General features: G+C 44.6%; 15 protein-coding genes. 11 read left to right on the top strand and 4 right to left on the bottom strand.

Annotated elements, in window-relative coordinates; translation table 11 throughout:
* Nucleotides 1–618 carry a hypothetical protein gene (locus IUA53_RS06030; protein ID WP_196898755.1) on the bottom strand — a complete coding sequence of 206 codons (618 nt, stop codon included), beginning with the start codon at nucleotides 616–618 and terminating at the stop codon, nucleotides 1–3.
* 277 nt (nucleotides 619–895) lie between these two features.
* On the opposite strand from IUA53_RS06030, the gene IUA53_RS06025 reads away from it, so the two are divergent.
* Entirely contained in the window at nucleotides 896–2,527 is a 1,632-nt protein-coding gene (locus IUA53_RS06025; protein WP_196898753.1) for an FAD-binding protein, read from the top strand.
* A 37-nt stretch (nucleotides 2,528–2,564) separates the two neighbouring features.
* Here IUA53_RS06025 and IUA53_RS06020 read toward each other — a convergent pair whose 3' ends face one another.
* Entirely contained in the window at nucleotides 2,565–3,338 is a 774-nt protein-coding gene (locus tag IUA53_RS06020; protein WP_231401268.1) for a S1 family peptidase, read from the bottom strand.
* A gap of 152 nt (nucleotides 3,339–3,490) precedes the next feature.
* On the opposite strand from IUA53_RS06020, the gene IUA53_RS06015 reads away from it, so the two are divergent.
* The 3 genes from IUA53_RS06015 to IUA53_RS06005 are packed head-to-tail and all read left to right on the top strand — an operon-like array spanning nucleotide 3,491 to nucleotide 6,339.
* On the top strand, nucleotides 3,491–4,318 hold the full coding sequence (locus IUA53_RS06015) for a PEP-CTERM/exosortase system-associated acyltransferase (RefSeq protein WP_196898751.1): 828 nt from the start codon (nucleotides 3,491–3,493) through the stop codon (nucleotides 4,316–4,318).
* Nucleotides 4,319–4,375: 57 nt separating this feature from the next.
* Nucleotides 4,376–5,173, top strand: a complete 798-nt coding sequence (locus IUA53_RS06010) for a YdcF family protein (protein ID WP_196898749.1) — start codon at nucleotides 4,376–4,378, stop codon at nucleotides 5,171–5,173.
* Between the two features lie 14 nt (nucleotides 5,174–5,187).
* A complete protein-coding gene (locus IUA53_RS06005; protein ID WP_196898747.1) occupies nucleotides 5,188–6,339 on the top strand; it encodes a GNAT family N-acetyltransferase in 1,152 nt (383 codons plus the stop codon).
* On the opposite strand, the gene IUA53_RS06000 is transcribed toward IUA53_RS06005, so the two are convergent.
* Nucleotides 6,326–6,910, bottom strand: a complete 585-nt coding sequence (locus IUA53_RS06000; RefSeq protein WP_196898745.1) for an acyltransferase — start codon at nucleotides 6,908–6,910, stop codon at nucleotides 6,326–6,328. The genes IUA53_RS06005 and IUA53_RS06000 overlap by 14 nt on opposite strands.
* Nucleotides 6,907–8,103 (bottom strand): TIGR03087 family PEP-CTERM/XrtA system glycosyltransferase, encoded by a 1,197-nt coding sequence (locus tag IUA53_RS05995; RefSeq protein ID WP_196898743.1) that lies wholly within the window; start codon nucleotides 8,101–8,103, stop codon nucleotides 6,907–6,909. The genes IUA53_RS06000 and IUA53_RS05995 overlap by 4 nt, the downstream gene beginning before the upstream one ends.
* 189 nt (nucleotides 8,104–8,292) lie before the next feature.
* On the opposite strand from IUA53_RS05995, the gene IUA53_RS05990 reads away from it, so the two are divergent.
* Genes IUA53_RS05990 through IUA53_RS05960 form a run of 7 tightly spaced genes read left to right on the top strand, consistent with a single transcriptional unit; the run spans nucleotide 8,293 to nucleotide 18,022 of the window.
* Nucleotides 8,293–10,851 (top strand): hypothetical protein, encoded by a 2,559-nt coding sequence (locus IUA53_RS05990; RefSeq protein ID WP_196898741.1) that lies wholly within the window; start codon nucleotides 8,293–8,295, stop codon nucleotides 10,849–10,851.
* Entirely contained in the window at nucleotides 10,848–11,810 is a 963-nt protein-coding gene (locus IUA53_RS05985; protein ID WP_196898740.1) for a glycosyltransferase, read from the top strand. The genes IUA53_RS05990 and IUA53_RS05985 overlap by 4 nt, the downstream gene beginning before the upstream one ends.
* A 3-nt stretch (nucleotides 11,811–11,813) precedes the next feature.
* A complete protein-coding gene (locus IUA53_RS05980; RefSeq protein ID WP_044057648.1) occupies nucleotides 11,814–12,923 on the top strand; it encodes a glycosyltransferase in 1,110 nt (369 codons plus the stop codon).
* Entirely contained in the window at nucleotides 12,916–13,941 is a 1,026-nt protein-coding gene (locus IUA53_RS05975; RefSeq protein WP_196898738.1) for a polysaccharide deacetylase family protein, read from the top strand. Before IUA53_RS05980 ends, IUA53_RS05975 begins: the two co-directional genes overlap by 8 nt.
* Complete coding sequence (locus IUA53_RS05970) at nucleotides 13,941–15,002, top strand: GNAT family N-acetyltransferase (RefSeq protein WP_044448089.1); 1,062 nt, start codon at nucleotides 13,941–13,943, stop codon at nucleotides 15,000–15,002. The genes IUA53_RS05975 and IUA53_RS05970 overlap by 1 nt, the downstream gene beginning before the upstream one ends.
* 12 nt (nucleotides 15,003–15,014) lie before the next feature.
* Nucleotides 15,015–16,919, top strand: coding sequence for an asparagine synthase (glutamine-hydrolyzing) (gene asnB, locus IUA53_RS05965; RefSeq protein WP_196898736.1), 1,905 nt, complete (start codon nucleotides 15,015–15,017; stop codon nucleotides 16,917–16,919).
* Nucleotides 16,916–18,022 carry a glycosyltransferase gene (locus IUA53_RS05960; RefSeq protein WP_196898734.1) on the top strand — a complete coding sequence of 369 codons (1,107 nt, stop codon included), beginning with the start codon at nucleotides 16,916–16,918 and terminating at the stop codon, nucleotides 18,020–18,022. The genes asnB and IUA53_RS05960 overlap by 4 nt, the downstream gene beginning before the upstream one ends.
* Nucleotides 18,023–18,032 lie beyond the last annotated feature (10 nt).

Here is an 18,032-nt window from a genome sequence, read left to right as displayed (position 1 = left end):
CTAACTGAAGAACGACGCAGGATCATCAATGAAGCTTGCAAATTTTGGTGCCCAATGGCCAGGGTTCGAATACGACCAAGAAACTAACTCCCTGGCAAATTCGGTCGCGCTTGAATAGTTCACACCATCCACAATAGGAAAATAGATACCATTTTTTCCGTGTTCACTGGCGTTGAGATACAATGCAATCAGTAATCTATTATAATTTGTTGGGCCGACATATTTGTTTCTTTCAGGCTTCATTACTTTATAAATAGACTCGTTAAACGTGTACCAACTACCGTATTGATTTGACTGAGGATAATAGTCGTACGAATATCCTTTGTACGCCTTAACGCCGAAAACATCGTTGAAATCGCTGTAGTTACAATGAGAAGGCAACCTATATTTCCAGTAATCGTAACCTTCTAGATTCCAAGATTGCACACTGCTTCCGCCAGAGCCGTTTCCCGATGCCGCAGCAGAGGTGTTTACGCCAACGTTACCGTGATTACCTGCCCACACTCCTTTTAACGGAAGTGAAACCAACACACTACCAGCCATAGCTTTTTTAACAAAGGTACGACGTTCCTTTACGCTATTGCTTTGCGTTGTTTCTTGTTTCTTGGCATCCATCACTGCTGTACTCTACCTATTTCAAATTAACTTCTTACTTCGGCACTCATAGGCGTAGAAGAAAAACCACCATTATGCGTTTAAGCAAATACAAGGCCACAAAAACAAATCATTGATAAACAACAACTAAGTTTTTTCCCAGATTTGATTTGTAAAGAAAATAGACAATCTTCTCAATCTATTTTCAATTCATTGATATAGTAATCGAGTTGCGCTTTACCCGTAAAGATGACTTTAGTTTAACGTGGGCGAATAACCTAGAATGAGGCATGTGCGAAAAATGGACATATTGAATGATGCTATTGTGAGTTTACTCACATCTCGCTTAGGAAATGAAGCGGAAATTTCCGTGCCAGATTCACCCATCGAGGGGACAGAGGGGTTTGAGCAGCCTGTGGTTTGCACAGTAACGGTAAAAAGCAGACGCGCCATTCAAACGTTAATTCATTTAGCCAACGAAGTGGCTAGTCGCGCCACTCGCTTTACGCTATACCCCATAAGTACGGGGCAAAATTGGGGATATGGTAGTGCCACGCCTAACTTTTCCGATAAGCCAGTGGTGTTATTGTCGCTCATTGAACTCAACGAAATCACCTATTTCGACCCTAATACAGGTTTATGTTCCATTGAGCCCGGCGTCACTCAACAGCAACTTTTTACCTACCTTGAAGAAAATAATTACCCGTTTATGGTGCCCGTCACAGGCGCCGGCCCATCATGCAGCATTTTGGCCAATGCCCTTGAACGAGGCTATGGCATAACCCCTATTGCCGATCATTTTTCCGCCATCACTCGTGTTGAAGGCGTTTTACCCAACGGTGACTATTATACCTCCTCACTGAGCGCGATGGATAAAAGCGACGCCCAATTAGTCGATAAAGCCTTCAAGTGGAAGCATGGCCCCTATCTTGATGGACTCTTTACGCAATCCGGCAATATGGTGGTCACTGAGGTTTCGCTTAGCCTAGCACGACGCCCGGCAGGATTTGATTCCTTTTATTTGCGGTTTTATGGCGACGCCAGTTTTGAACGCGCCTATGAAAGTATTCAACAACTCTATTGTTGTTTGCATGGTGTGGTGGGCGGTATTAACTTAATGGATAAATCAAGAGTCAGTGCCATGGTAGCTGACAATCCCCAAGGTAGAGATAAACATGCCGTTATGTCAGAGAGCCAGAAAAACGCCCTTAGCGACGCCCATGATATACCCGAATGGACAGTGGTAGGAACGCTCTACGGCAGTAAAGGAATAGTGGAGGCTGCTAAAAAAGAAGTAAAGCGCACCGTTAAAGGGCTAGCAGATAAATGCTTCTTCTCAAATTCCTTATTGATAAAAAGTGTAAAGCACGTTTGCAGCCTACTACCCTCACACTATTTGACGCCGGTTCGTAAGCAGCTTGATAGTTTAACTGCCGCCACTGAAATCATGCTGGGGAAACCCAACCAAATTGCGCTTCCGCTAGCGTACTGGCGCAACCCGAGTTATACCGCTGAGGCAGGTAAAACCTTACACCCCGCAAAAGATAAATGTGGATTGCTATGGTATGCCCCGCTCATACCTGCAAACAAAGACGCCATGACTTCATTTATTGACATGGTGCGTAGTACAACGGTGAAATACAATATTGAACCGTTAATTACCTTTACTCATATGTCGGCACATAATATAGACAGTACTGTACCCATAATATTCGACCTGACTAACGAGAAAGCCAAAGCTGACGCACACGCCTGTTTAGATGCCCTGTTTGCAGAAGGGGTTAAACGAGGGTTCGTACCTTACCGGTTAAACATCAAACAGCAAAGGCAGTTAGACAAAAATGCAGTATGCTGGCAAACCGCAGGAAAAATCGCAAAAGCGCTGGATCCTAATGCTGTGCTAAGCCCTACGCGATACAATCCTCTTTCGTAAGCGGCCTAGTGGCAGCCATATCGGCTTAGAAAATACACTAGTTGCCGACCCTATTTAGTAACGCATGTACATGCTTAACAGGGATTGCATAACTAATGCCTGTAGGAGTACTAATGGCCGACTCCTTACCGCCGGTAATAAACACCTTGTTAATCACGCCAATCACTTCACCTGTTTTAGGCAAATAAAGTGGGCTGCCAGAATTACCCGGGTAAGCTGTAGCATCGAGTTGATAAATTAAGTCGGCGTTTTCCAGTCGCGCCAGCATATCCACCGTTAACTGACTGGAATTCGCATTGGGCAACGCATCAGGAGTCACCGCAGCAATATAGCCTCGATGGGTGGCTGCATAGAGGCCAAGCACTGCGCCTATTGGGTAGCCTGTTATTGCAATTTCGTGCCCTGCAGGCAAGATAGCTTGCGAACTTAAGGTTGCGGCTGGTAAGGCTTCATTTATTCGCAATAACGCTAAATCGTGTTTAATATCAACCGCCTCAATAGTGGCCTTTAGCGCGTTAACCTGCTTTCCTTTCCCATGCACGGCCACGTAATATTCCACCACGCTAGGATCCAAAACCTCGTCGACCACATGATGATTGGTAATAACCCATTTGCCATCGCCAACGACGAACCCTGTGCCACGAATTTGGTTACCAGCTTGCTTAAGTGGGCTGTAAATACCAATAGCAACCACGGTGGATGAGACTGATTCTACCACTTTGGGAAAAGAAGCCTCTTCAGCTTCAGCAAAGGAAACATGCGCTAAGAGGCTAAGTAACATGAAAAAACGCGCAGAGAATGATTTAAACACTAAGGCACCTATTTACGTGAGGAAGTAATACTCAGCTCAGTATAACCGATTATTAATTAAATTAAGCCTTTGCTAATATTGGTCGAAATTAGAACAAACTCTGATAGACTGAATGAGTCTGTGATGAAACCAGTTAGAGTTTAAATAGCGCTATGGATGGAAAAGCGAATAAACCCGTGTTGGAACGTTTGAGTCACTTAGTCGGCACTAAAAACAAATTAGGCAAAGCGATTAAGGGATACAGTAAGTACAGAGAAGCCAATCAGATTGCCACGCATTTTTCTGAGTATCTGTTGCCTGTTATTGCTTCGTCTCGCGCCCTAAAAGCACAGAGTTATAGCATTAGGCATAGCGTGTATTGTGAAGAGCTAAAGCTTGAAGCCACCCGCCCCAATAAGCAAGAAAGCGATGAATTTGACGCCTATTCTATTCCTTGCTTAATACGCCACGTATCATCAGATACCATAGCAGGTACAGTGCGTATGGTTAGGCCCACATTGGAATCAGAATTATTGCCCATTGAAAAATATTGTATGCATGCCATTACCAATGACGCCTTATTACCTACAAATTTTGAACGCTCGTCTATTTGTGAAATATCTCGGTTAGCCATTCCCGCTCACTTTAGAAGAAGAAGTATGGATCACTTTTCTGGTGCCGAAGTGGGTAAACTGAACCCCAGTACCTTTTCGCAAACAGAGTTGCGCTGCTTCCCCTTCATAGCCGTGGGTTTATATCTCACCGCCACCGCGTTGATCATTCAAGAAGGCATTGAACATGTTTACGTAATGGTTGAGCCAAGGCTTGCAAAAAATATGCGCCTCGTAGGGATTAAATTTAAACAAATAGGCCCAGTTATTGATTACCACGGCCAGCGGGCCGCGCACCATGTTGATCTTAAGGCGTTAAAATATGGCCTGTCTGGCGGTTTCGCTGTTATGCGTGATGATATTGTGGCAAAGTTAGCACAAGAGTATTAGTGAAGCTGGCGGCGCTCACTACTAGCGCCAACAATCGGGAATAATGTGTAGTCGAGCATGGATATCATAAAAAGTATTGTTGTTGCTTTAACTTCCCCCCTCACCCTCGCTTTATTGTTTCTCACCATTGGTTGGATACTTGCATTTACTCGAGCGCGTAAAACTTCTCGTTTTTTCCGTTTTTCTGCCTTTATTTGGCTGGCACTTTGCTCTCAGACTTTTTTTGCCGATCTCATGCTATACCCCTTGGAGCATACGTTCAGAACCTCTGGCCAAAACATCTCTATTGATAAGAATAGCCATGGCGATGTCGAACAAAACTCAGCTAGCCCAGACTACATTCATGTTCTGGCTTGCTACTACAACACCTCGGGTAATATGACCGAAGTTAGTCGCTGGTCTGAATGTTCACTACAGCGCAATATTGAGGCCTACAGGCTTTATACCGCGTCGGCAGGAAAAGCAAAAATCATCGTGACAGGGGGCAACTTTCTGCGTGAAAAAGAAGTTGAATACGCGCACAAAGCCGTCGATTTTTTTGTCTCTCTTGGCGTTCCGCAAGAAGATCTCATTGCGCTTCCTAATGGGAAAAACACCTATGAAGAAGTAAAAGCAGTGATAGGGTTTTATCAACAAGGGGATGTTTGGGTGGTCTCTTCAGCAACGCACTTAACCCGATTATCTATTTTGTATGAACCGCTTGGAGAAAACATTTGGTATCAACCTGTCGATTTTCACAGTAATGGCAACTTAACGCCCAGTGTAACTTTACCCTCTTTGAGTGCCCTCACGAGTTGCCAGCACGCGTTTTATGAGTACTTCGCACTGGCGAAGCTCTATTTAATTCCTCAATAGCACTATTGTTTAATATGACAAAAATGCATTCTATTTCCATCATCGCAAAACGTATAAGCCCTGAAAGCCGAGAAGAGGCTCAGCAGATAATTTCCTCGCTGACCTACAAAAATGACACTTCCGTTTTTCTTACAGATGATTGGCAACTGAGTTGGCTGGCGAGTTTACCTACACTCCCTGACATAGTACTTTTCTATACTGTGGGTAAACATCATGGTGACCCCGCGCCTGTGGGATATACCTTGTTGGGTACACGAGCAATAAAGCCTTACTTGCCTTTTCAGGTATCACTTGTTAACCAAAGCGGCCACACAAAATCAGACCAAGTATGGGTAGAATTCAACGATATCATCTGCCCGGATACGATGAAGCACGGCTGTATAAAAGCGCTAATCGCACTTGTTTTCAAACGGTATCGAAATTTACAGCTAACCGTGTCTATGTGTCATAAAACAGTGCCCTGGGAACAGGTGTGCCAGCAAAATAACATAACATACTCAACGCTAGTGACTCAGGCGTATCGACATAAGCTGCCAGGGGCAAAACAAGACATAGAGACGCAATTATATAACGCGCTCTCGGCCAACTCTCGCCAGCAAATGAGAAGAACTCAGCGCGCAATTACTTCCACCTTCGGTCACATCACGCTCACTGAAGCAAAACATAGTGAACAGCGTGACTACTTTTCGGCACTATCCCCTTTGCATATTTTGAAATGGGGCGGCACAGACGAGGGCAGTGGCTTTCAAAACCCCTATTTTGTTGCCCATCATACTCATCTGATATCACAATTTCCTGATAGGGTTGCGCTTATAAAAGTCACCGCAGGGAGCACATTACTAGGCTATGCCTACTATTTAAAAGATGAACGTAATATCTATTTTTATTGCGCGGGGGTAAACGAAGAAATTGCGACGAATAAAGTAAAACCAGGGCATGTTTTGCATTTTCTTGCCATGGCGCATTTTGCTGCACAGGGCTATGAGGCTTACGATTTTATGGCAGGTGACTTTCGGTACAAAAAAAGCCTTAGCAACGAAGGGTATACCATGGCAACCCTTACCCTGGTTAATCCATCTTGGTTGAGTAGACTGATTGATAAAAGTTGGAGCGGCATTAAGAAAGCGCTGCATGCTGTCACTAGAAAAGCGACTACTCCCCCCTAAACTTTATGACTTTCGCAGGGTTACCCACAGCAATGGCATTGGCGGGGATAGCATCAACAACCACAGAGCCAGCGGCGATAACACTGCCATCACCTATGTCAGCCATGATTAATGCACCGTTCCCCACCCAACAGTTGCTGCCAACATCAACTTTCGTTAAGCGTCCACCTTGGTCTTTAATAGGCACATCGTTACGCTCGAAATTATGCTGCCCTTTGCCACTCATTACATGTACACCACTGCCCAACAGGGTGTTAGCACCAATGCGACAAGAGCCTATGTTGCCTTGCGGCCCCACGTATACACCTTGCTCAATGGTACAATCGGTTTGAGACAGCAGAGTATTAAACCCAACCAGTGCATTAGGCGCACAGTGCGTAAGCGTAAAGCGGTAAAATGCCGACCTTAAATAGCAACCGATTTTGCCAGGGATCAGGGACAATCCCTGGCTGAAACTTGCGAGTAATTCATCTTTATTCCCCCCCAAAGCTAGCAAGTAAAAGAGCGCCGCAATAGGCAGCATAAGACAAGCAAATAGCGTAAAAAAAGCAGTTTTTATTATCTTTTTCATAGTGATGCTAATGTATCCTCTAACGGCTTTAGTTGCTGTTCCCAACTGTAGGCCTCTCGAATGGCAGTATAGCCTTGCTGCGCTTTTTGATTCGCAGCCGCAGGGTTATTAACTACGTCAATACACGATGCAATAAACTCTTTATCAGTGTTGGCCAAGTACATTGTCTGCTCAGAGGCGAATGAGATCCCTTCAGCGCCCATCGAGGTGGTGATAATAGGCAGGGCGCACGCCGATGCTTGAAGGACTTTATTTTGCACGCCTCTCGCAATTCTAAAAGGGGCGACAAATGCCGTGGCTTTGTGAAAATAGGGTAAAATATCATCTACAAACCCTGTAACCTGAATGCTCTTGTCTTTCGCCAATGCTTTTATTTTTTCTGATGGGTTCATCCCCGCGATAGTGAAGGTAGCTTGCGGCATGTGAGTTTTAATCGCGGGCCAACAATGTTCGACAAACCAGCAAACAGCATCAATATTCGGTTTGTAATCCATAACCCCAGTAAAAAGAAAGTTCGCGGCACTGTTTCGTTCTTCAGTATTCGTAGGGTAAAAACGCTTAAAATCTAAACCGTTACTCAAGACTTTAACGTCTTTGTGGTGGCAAACCTTATTATGGAAGAGCGTGACCTCTTCGTTTGCAATTAAGAAGGTCTGGACAAACTGTTGATTTGTCTTTATCTCTAGCGCCTTAATTTTCGCGCTTTCTCGACGGTAAACCCAAGACATGGGGAACGAGGCCATGGAAGCGTATTGCGCCCATTTATCAGAATCCACATCCATAAAATCCATCAACAAATGAGGGCTACCTTCACGGTCTGCACCAGAAAACACGTAGTAACTTAAGCTAGAAGCGGAAAAGAGCACGACATCTTCTTGCCCCTTGAGCAGGTCATTCACTTTTGCCTGCAAGCCTTTGCTGTAGAAAGCCCCCACACTGAGTGCCTGTCCACGGGCAAGCGACCAAAGGTAGCGTCGCCACTTAGCTTTCAATGGGTAGGTATGAACGTCAATGCCCAGAGTCTTGCTCAATGCCTTAGCGTTGGCGATATCTTGTTCATTGTCTTGCAGTGCATGAACCGTAACGCCATAGCCTAATTGCACTAACCGCGCAATTTGATGGTATGTCCTTAGTTTCTCCCCCTTGTTAGGCGGATAGGGAACGCGCTGCGCCACCACACTCATTTTCAGCATTTCGCTTTCCATGTTGACGTAAATTGAGAGTCTTGCAGGATAGTACGTTGAAGATATTCGAAGGTCAAAGCAACGGCATGCACTTTTATACTATTCAATTAGACTTCTCCTTGGCATACTAGGTTCATCAACGCTAATTTATCATGCGCCTTTCTGATTCATGGACGAGCTAATAGTTGTTATAAAGTCATGACGCAAAATGTTTTTTCTATCCAAGCTTCGTCTTTCGAAGGTTTCTCACGTACCTATTTTAAATTGGGTACACCTTGCCCCCAAGGCAAGTGGCAAGTGACCGATAGGCTGGAGGCGCTCGGCAATAATCAGGTGATGACGAACAGTGTCATCACCGTCAATCAATTATGGCCTGATGGCTCAATTAAATGGCTAAGCGTAGAGGGGCTATGCGACGCGGAGGTCCTAAGCGACAACAGGCCTTGTGTTGCAGTATCAATTGCCAAAAGTCATCGCCCCCCCATCAATCACGCCTTGCCAGTAAAAGAGGAAAGCGAACACCTTCACATTCAGTTGAAAAACGGTGATTGGGTGAACGTGCATGGCCAGCAATTAATGGCACTAACGTATTCCAGCAAACTGCACACCCAGTTTTATTCCCTAACGGCCAATGAAACATTAGACACCCACGTTAGCAATGTAGTCACCGACTACGAACTGCTTGATAACCCATTAGGTTATCAAGCAGTTCGTATTCAGCAATGCGCCACTTTAAATGAAGGCACTCACATAGAACTTGACGTGAATGCCCAGTACACGCTGTTTTTGGACGACGGAACGGTAAAAGGGAGCATTTCAATAACCAACCCAGCCGCCGCTAGCCACCCTCACGGCCAGTGGGATTTAGGTGACCCGAATTCCATTGACATTTTTGAGCTAGGTTTGTGTATAAAAGACTTCAACCAAGCGTCTTTGCTCATTAACGAACACACCTACTCCCTCGATGCCTGTGACCAATTATCGGTTTTCCAAGCATCAAGTGGAAAGCCACGGTGGAATAGCCCCAACCACGTAAATAGAGACAACAAAGTTCCATTACCGTTTTGCGGCTACCGCGTGCACAAAGATGGCCATCTCGTGGACGAAGGGCGGCAGTGCGTGCCAAAGGTGAACATGCAAGCATCCCCACACCAAACCCGCAGCATGTTAACGGTGAAAGACTTTTGGCAGAACTTTCCTTCGTCGATTGTGGCAATCCCCACCTCAATAGACATGAGCTTACTGGGCTCACGTTTTGCCGACCCCATTGAATTACAGCCTGGCGAACAAAAAACCCGAGACATTAGCCTTTGTCACACTCCCGTCAGTGATGCTGAAACTAGGCTAAATAAAGAATGGGTTGCCGCCAGCAAAGCAATCAGCTTTTTGCCTGATACAACCAACGAGTTTCATGATTTAATTCAATACGGTATTAGAGGCGATACATCATTTTTCCATAAACGGGAAGTCATTGATGAATTTGGTTGGCGTCATTATGGCGAGTTATACGCTGATCACGAAACCGCGCTAAACAGAGACAACAACATTTTCGTTTCACATTACAACAATCAATACGATCCTATCTTTGGCATGCTGTGTCAGTGGATTTTAACCGGAGAGCGCGCATGGTTTACCCTCGCCGATGCCTTGGCGAAACATGTTGCTGATATTGACGTTTATCATACTGACAAGGACAAACCTGAATACAACGGTGGCTTATTTTGGCACACCGACCATTACGTACAAGCCTGTACCGCCACCCATAGAACCTATTCCAAACGACAACCCAGCCATGTCTATGAAGACCACGCCGGCGGGGGAGGACCTGGCGGCCAACATGGTTACACCAGTGGTTTGGCGCTACATTACTTACTGACTGGCCGCCCCACCTCTAAGAAAGCGGCCCTTTCAATTACACATTGGCTAACACATTACTACGAAGGTGATGGCACAATGGTTGGCGCCCTTCTCGCCTTGAAAAACAGCGGTTCTGCCGGGCTAAAATGCGTAAAGACCAATACCTACCCCCTTGATCGAGGAACAGGAAACTACCTTCACGCGTTATTTGACCGATTTGAACTTTTGGGCACGCAGTCCGATATAGATAGTGCCGCACACGTGATACGTCACACGGTCTCCCCCCAGGATGACATTACCTCTAGGCATCTCGAGGATGTGGAAAATACTTGGTTCTATACGGTATTTCTTCAAGCAGTGTGCAGATTTATACAGATCAAGACACAACTCAACACCTTGGATAGTGACTACGACTACGCGGTAAAATCTTTGCAACATTATGCCCGTTGGATGCTAGATAACGAGTACGCCTACCTAGACAAACCCGAGATCCTCGAGTTTCCCAATCAAACGTGGAGTGGTCAGGATTTGAGAAAGCTTTGCGTACTGCATTTTGCAGCAAGCTTGTTACGCGAGAGTGACGCTAAAAGAGTCATGGAAAAAATACATCTATTAAAAGATACGATTTTAGCGCGACTGAAAAACCACCACGAAACCTCCACCACTCGCGTTTTGTGTTTAATGATGCAAAATGCACACTACGAGGCCTATAAAATAGAACCCAAACAAGCACGTAAGGTAACCCGTGACGAGCCAAACGAATCTGCCATAACACATAGGCAGCCTTATAGCGTAGTGAAGTACTTTGCTCGACATTTGCGACACTTTTCATTTCAACGTGAGCGACAACAATTTGTAAAACGCTTTGTGCAAACACAAAAGTGGTTGGGCAAACCATGAGTATCATCACCTCGTTTATTATTCCTCACAAAGGCCGTGAGGAAATGCTGATTCGAACGCTAGAGAGCATCGCCAATCAAACGGCCCCAGGCAACACCTATGAAGTCATTGTCGTTAGTCAAAATTCAGATTGTTCGCAAACACTAAACGAATTGACTAAATCGATGCCTTTGCGGGTTATATACAATGACACGGCAAATACCATTTCACACTCAAGAAATTTAGGGGCCAGTGCGGCAAAGGGAGAGTATTTCGCGTTTCTTGATGCAGATGTTGAATTAGCCAATGAGTGGCTTGACGTTATGCTTTGCACCCTTCAAGAAAAGAGTGCGGCTTTAGTCAGTGCGATGCAAATAGATAGTAGGGATGCACCGCCACTGGAAACAATACGCACTGCGTTGACTAACGCCGAACTCGATACTGATGTTAGCTTTTTGCCTGGGCGCAATCTCTTTTTGCACCGAAGTACCTTTTTCAAAGCCGGTCAATTTCCAGAGCACCTTATGACCTGTGAAGATTATTATTTTACTGATAAAGTAAACAATATCGGAAGGCTGTATTACACCTCAAATACACACTATATCCACCTTGGCGAAGATAAAGCCTTTGTTCCAATGTGGAAAAAAGAAGTATGGCGTGGTCAGAGTAATATTGCTTCACTAAAAGGCAGAAAAATCCCTATGAGGGAATGGCCCAGTTTTATTGCGCCATTCGCGGTAACGGGAGGGCTACTATTAGCCTGCCTAGCCTTAGTATTCACGCAATATGAAGCGGCGACTTTTTTATTTATCTGTATGCTGCTGGTTATGCTGCTATACACGGCTCGACTGAAAAAATTGACCGGAAAAAAAGTATCCATTGTTCATTGCGCCCTTTTTTATCTACTTTACTTCCCGGCTAGAGCCATAGGGACCGTATTAGGAGTAAGCGGCTCGGTATACACCAGTTCGCATAAATAACTTATGAAAGTATTACAGTTTATTTGTTCAACAGGTTTCTACGGCGCTGAGCGTTGGGTATTAGCGCTTGCCAAGCACTTGCCTCGCCATGTTACCAGTGAGTTAGTGGTAACGTTAGAACCCGGCACCGAAGAACTCGAACTCGTTAAACAGTTTGGTGCGATTGGCCATACTCACGCTATTCCCATGAAAGGCAGATTTGACCTTTCTGCAGTAAATAAGTTAGCCGCATTGATAAAAGCGCAAGACATTGACGTGATTCACACCCATGGGTACAAGTCGGATATTCTAGGTGTCATGGCAGCTAAAAAAGCAGGTATTCCCTGTGTGGTCACCCCACATGGGTTTGAAAATGCCGCCGACTTAAAACTGCGCTTGTTTATATGGATAGGCTGCCAATCTATGCGATTTGCAGACAAAGTGGTACCGCTGTCAAAGCAACTCATGCGTGACGTAGAAAAGTATAACGTCAGCAAAGACAGATTGGCCTACATTCAAAACGGTGTAGACTTGTCGGAAGTTGAAGCCGTGAGATTAACAAAATCCGGCGTTAAGCCCCAGAAAAAAACCATCGGCTTTGTTGGCCAAATGATAAGCCGAAAAAACATAACCGCTATCTTGGACTGCTTTAATGATTTGTACCAAAAACGCCAAGACATTGAGCTAGTCCTCTTAGGCGACGGCGAAGAACGCCCCTCTCTAGAGGAATATAGCAAAACACTGGCAAGTAAGGACAGTATTCAATTTTTAGGTTTCAGAAACGATAGGCTTCAGCTATTACGTGACTTTGACCTTTTTGTAATGACATCAACGCTAGAAGGTATTCCACGCTGTTTAATGGAAGCGTGTGCGATGGAAATTCCAGTGTCTGCGTATGATATTGCAGGTATTGACCAACTCATTACACACCAAGAATCTGGCTTGCTAGCGCCGCTACATGATAAAGAACAACTGCAAAAAGACTGGGAAACCCTGTTAAACGATAGCGAATATGCTGCAACATTGGCCCACAATGCTAAAGCCTTTGTTGAAGCAAATTTCTCGGCAAAAAGGATGGCCGATGAATACATGGTGTTATTTGAAGAATTGGTAAAAGAGAAAGTAGATGCCTAAACAGGATGTTTTATTTGTTTTAACAATAGACACGGAAGAAGAATGGCATTGGGACAATGACGATTTTCCCGATCGTGACTTCTCCTTAGAAAATGTGGAAAAGCTTCCCGCTTTTCAGGCCTTTTGTGAAACGTTAGGCATACGCCCCACCTACTTTGTTGACTATGCAGTGGCAAGCAACAATATAGGCAGCACTATTCTTCGAGAATTCGTAGAGGACCAAAAAGCTGAAATCGGCGCCCATTTACACCCTTGGTGTAACCCGCCCTATTTTGGAAAGACCACCGAAGCAGAGTCCCATGTCATTAACCTTCCTCACGAGCAGGTGGTTGCCAAACTAGACGCGCTAAACACCCTGCTGTGGGAAAAATTCAGTATTAAACCAGAGTCGTTTAGAAGCGGGCGTTGGGGAATCAATGCAAAGACTTTACGTTTATTGGCGTCCAGAGGCTACAAGATTGACTCAAGCGTTTACCCTTTTTACAAAAATGACTATTTTAGCTGTATAGGGGCACCAGAAAAGCCCTACTGGCCTTCTTTTGAAAATGCTCTTGCCCCAGGACAGCAAAGACAGATTTTAGAGCTGCCAGTAACGGCTGGCTTTAACGTAAAAAATTATAACCTTGGTGAGCGCGTTCACAACGCACTGTCTAAGCCGCCATTCAACTGGCTAAAAGTGATAGGTGTGCTGTGGCACAGTAAGTTATTGAGAAAACTTTATTTAAGCCCAGAGCTAACCAAAACAGAAGATATGATTGCCCTGGTTGACCAAAGCTTGGAAAAGCAACAACCCGTTATTCATATGTATTTACACAGCTCCAGTTTAATTGATGGCGTGACAGGCCTATTAGAGGTAGACAATGCATGTTCACGCATATGCGAACGAATGAAACGTGTTGTTAATCATTTAAATACCCAAGCAAATGTGCGTTTTTGTACCATTTCAGAAGCGCGTGTTATTTTAGCGAATCAACATTCCCACAACGGTGTTGTGAGCATTGAAAAGGTATCGTCATAATGCAATCTGATGCACAACTTTCAACAGCTTCACTGAATGACAAGGCTGATTGGGATGCATATAGTTTGACCCATGAATCAACGACTGCCTATCACAAGTATGCTTGGCTAGAAGCCGTGGAGCATGCCTATGGCCACAAACCCCTTGGCGTTATTGCTAGGCACCCTAAAACTCAGAAAGTCGTTGGGCTTTTCCCCGCTGTGTTCATGAAAACGCCGTTTTGGGGTAAACAAATATGTGCGCTGCCTTATTGCGATGTGGGATACGGTCTTGCCGATAATGCTGAGGTATTACAAGACATGCAACACTTCCTACACACTAAAATGGCAAATGCGGGATGTAGAAAGTTAGAGATACGACAAGCCGAATCAACACCCCCCGGGCAAGACATTCAAGCAGGCCATAAAGTGAGAATGCTACTATCCCTGCCCGAGTCGAGTGACACCCTAATGGCGTCTTTCAAATCAAAGTTAAGAAGCCAAATTCGAAAAGCCGAGAAAAATGGCCTTACGGTTACCCTTGGCAAAACACCTGAATTGCTCAAACACTTTTATCGCGTGTACGCAGTTAACATGCGCGACCTAGGCTCTCCTGTACACGCCTTAGGGTGGTTCGAGAGTGTCCTTGCCGCGTACGACGAAAATTGCATAGTGAGTGTCGTTTACAAGGGCGACATGCCCGTAGGTGCAGGCTTGGTCATAATCAATGGAAATAATGCTTCTATTCCATGGGCATCAACATTGCGTGAATTCAACAAATTAGCACCAAACATGCTACTTTATTGGTCGTTACTCGCCCATTGTGCCGACTCAGGTATTGATACCTTTGATTTTGGGCGCTCTTCCTTCGAAGAAGGGACTTACAAATTTAAAAAGCAGTGGGGGGCAGTGCCTCAACCGCTGAATTGGCAATCCCTAGGGGCTGACAATAAAAAACTCGGCTCAGATACGTCTCCCTCTACCAGTAAATTTCGACCTTTGATGGAGAGTATTTGGAGAAAGCTTCCTTTAGAATTTACGATAAAAGCGGGCGCGTATGTTCGGCCTTATATCAGTTTATAGGGATTAATAAAGATGTGTGGCATTGCCGGATTTAGCCTATTTAACCATCAAGAAGGTGGACAAGCTTCGTTAACCTCAATGCACGAAGCTATTCATCACAGAGGTCCAGACGCTAGTGGTACCTACCTAGATGAACACATTGGCTTATGTCATCGACGGTTAAGCATTCTTGATTTGTCCGAAGCCGGCAATCAACCTATGTTTTCTGCTGACGGCAATCTCGTTATTGTATTCAATGGAGAGATTTACAATTTCCTTGAACTACGTGCAGAATTGGAAGCTGAGGGCGTCCAGTTTAAAAGTCATACTGATACTGAAGTTATTTTAGCACTCTATGCGCGAGAAGGTACTCAGTGTTTAGGCAAGCTTAACGGTATGTTCGCCTTTGCCCTTTGGGATAAAACCAAGCAAGAACTTTTTATTGCCCGCGATAGGCTGGGCAAAAAACCTCTCTACTACTTTTCGCACAATGGCCGATTTGCCTTTGGCTCTGAGATTAAAGCTATATTGGCATTAGAAAACATTCCAAGAGAAATTCGCTTAGATGCCGTTTACGACTTCTTTGCTTACCAATATGTGCCGGACCCGAAAAGCATATTTAAGCATATTCATAAATTGCCCCCAGCCCATTACCTATTGTTAAACAAAGATGGCTTCACCCTTACAGAATATTGGGACATAAGCTTTAAGAACACATCAAGGGATAGCGAAGAAACCCACAAAGCACAGCTGAAAGGCTTACTCGAAAAAGTCACTAAGCAGAGAATGGTAAGTGATGTTCCCCTCGGTGCATTCCTAAGTGGCGGCGTAGACAGCTCGGGGGTGGTTGCCATGATGGCACAAGCAAGCGAAACGCCTGTGAAAACCTGCACTATCGGCTTTGACAATAAAGACTTTAACGAAGCTGACTTCGCCCGTGAAATTGCTGAAAAATACAAAACAGAACACCATGAGTACACTGTTCATCAGAACGTTGCCGACAGACTAGAGCATATCGTCAGCTTTTTTGATGAGCCGTTTGCTGACCCATCACTCGTGCCGACTTTCTTTGTTTCAGAATTGGCGAGAAAGGCTGTCACTGTTGCTCTTGCCGGTGACGGTGGTGACGAAATGTTCGCAGGATACGAAAAGTACTCGGTTGACGACATCGAGAACAAACTTAGAAACAAGTTCCCCGAAGCGGTCCGAAAATCGATATTTCCAAGTCTAGGCAAATTTGCAGGGAAAATACCAGGCACAGTTGGCAAAAAAGCGAAGTCATTACTTACAAGCTTGTCTCACGACCCAGCAATGGGCTTTTATATCACTAACAGTATGATGACGGACGACATGTGGCAAAGCTTGGTAAAAACCGAGGTGACTGAAGAGCTTGGTGATTACCACCCCAGTCAATATACGTTAGAGATGTACAACAAAGCCGATGGCCCCGACCATTTGAGCAAAATTCTCTACACCGATATCAAAACCTACATGACGGGCGATATCCTTGTGAAAGTGGATCGAATGAGTATGGCTAACTCGTTAGAAGTAAGGGCGCCTATTCTCGACTACCAAGTTGCAGAGTTTGCCGCCACCCTACCCTCTTCTCAGAAATATCGAGACGGTGAGAAAAAATACTTACTTAAGGAAGTCTTTAAACCTTTTATTCCTGACTCATTGTTATATAGAAAGAAAATGGGGTTCAGCACGCCCTTAGATGAGTGGTTTAGAGGGGAGCTAAAAGAGCTATTTGAATCCATTCTATCTAATGCTAGCTATGGCGTTTACGACATATTTGACCGAGATAGTGTCAACCAAGCCTGGCAACAGCATCAAAACGGGACCCACCAACACGGGACAGTGCTTTGGAGCATGCTCATGTACCAAATGTGGTACAACCGCTATGTAAACGTTGATAAAGAAAGAGGTTTGCAATGAAAGTGCTTCATATTACCTATGACATGAGGATAGGCGGCACCGAGATGGTGATAAAGAACCTCATTGAGAGTAATACTGATGATAGTATTGATATGTCGATATTTTGTATTGAGTCTCCCCTTGGACCTTGGGGGGAAGAGCTTAAAAAAGCAGGGATCTCCATCAGTGTGAAAGCACGTCAACCGGGTTTTGATCTTCTACTTATCAAAGCGATACGCAAGCATATAAAAGACAATCACATCGACATCGTTCATTGTCACCAATACACGCCCTGGGTGTACGGTGCAATTGCCACAGCCTTTACCAGTACAAAGGTTGTTTTCACTGAACACGGGCGCTTTTATCCAGATTCGAGCAGTTGGAAGCGAAAATTCGTCAACCCTATTTTATGTAAGTTAACTTCTGTCATTACTGCCATATCTAAAGCAACTAAAGACGCCCTAGTTACTTACGAATATATTCCCTTCGATAGTGTAGACGTTGTGTACAATGGCATTGAACCTTTGCGCCCTAACCAAGAAGAACTGCCACAGCTAAAGACTCAACTTGAACTACCTCAAGATGCATTAGTTTTTGGCACCGTTGCCAGACTAGATCCTATAAAAAACCAGAAAATGCTGATTACTGCATTTGCCGAAGTTAGCGCGATACTACCAAACGCCTATTTGTTAATAGTCGGAGATGGTGAGCTAATGGGCGAGCTAAATTCATTAGTGGCACAATTAGGTATTGCTGAAAAAGTCCTCTTCGCAGGATACAAGTTAGATCCTTCCAACTATCTGGCAATTATGGACGTATTTTTACTCCCATCGCTAAGTGAAGGTACATCGATTACATTACTAGAGGCCATGTCTATCGGAAAGCCATGTATTGTTACCAATGCAGGAGGAAACCCAGAAATTGTAGCTCATTTAGAGACGGGATTGGTGGTGACTAATGATAATGAACAAGAATTAAAAGATGCGATGATTTCCATTAGTCAATCAAACGACTTGTACGTCAAACTCTCAAATAACGCAAAGCCCAGATTTGATGAACATTTCCATGCAACAAAAATGTTCGACAGTTATTCTAAAATTTACCTTAGAACCTTGGAGTCATAGTGAAATTAGC

Origin of the sequence: Alteromonas sp. B31-7, from assembly GCF_015767655.1 — a bacterium.
In the GTDB taxonomy this organism is placed as follows: Bacteria; Pseudomonadota; Gammaproteobacteria; order Enterobacterales; family Alteromonadaceae; genus Alteromonas; species Alteromonas australica.
This window is presented reverse-complemented; position numbering and strand designations above follow the sequence as displayed.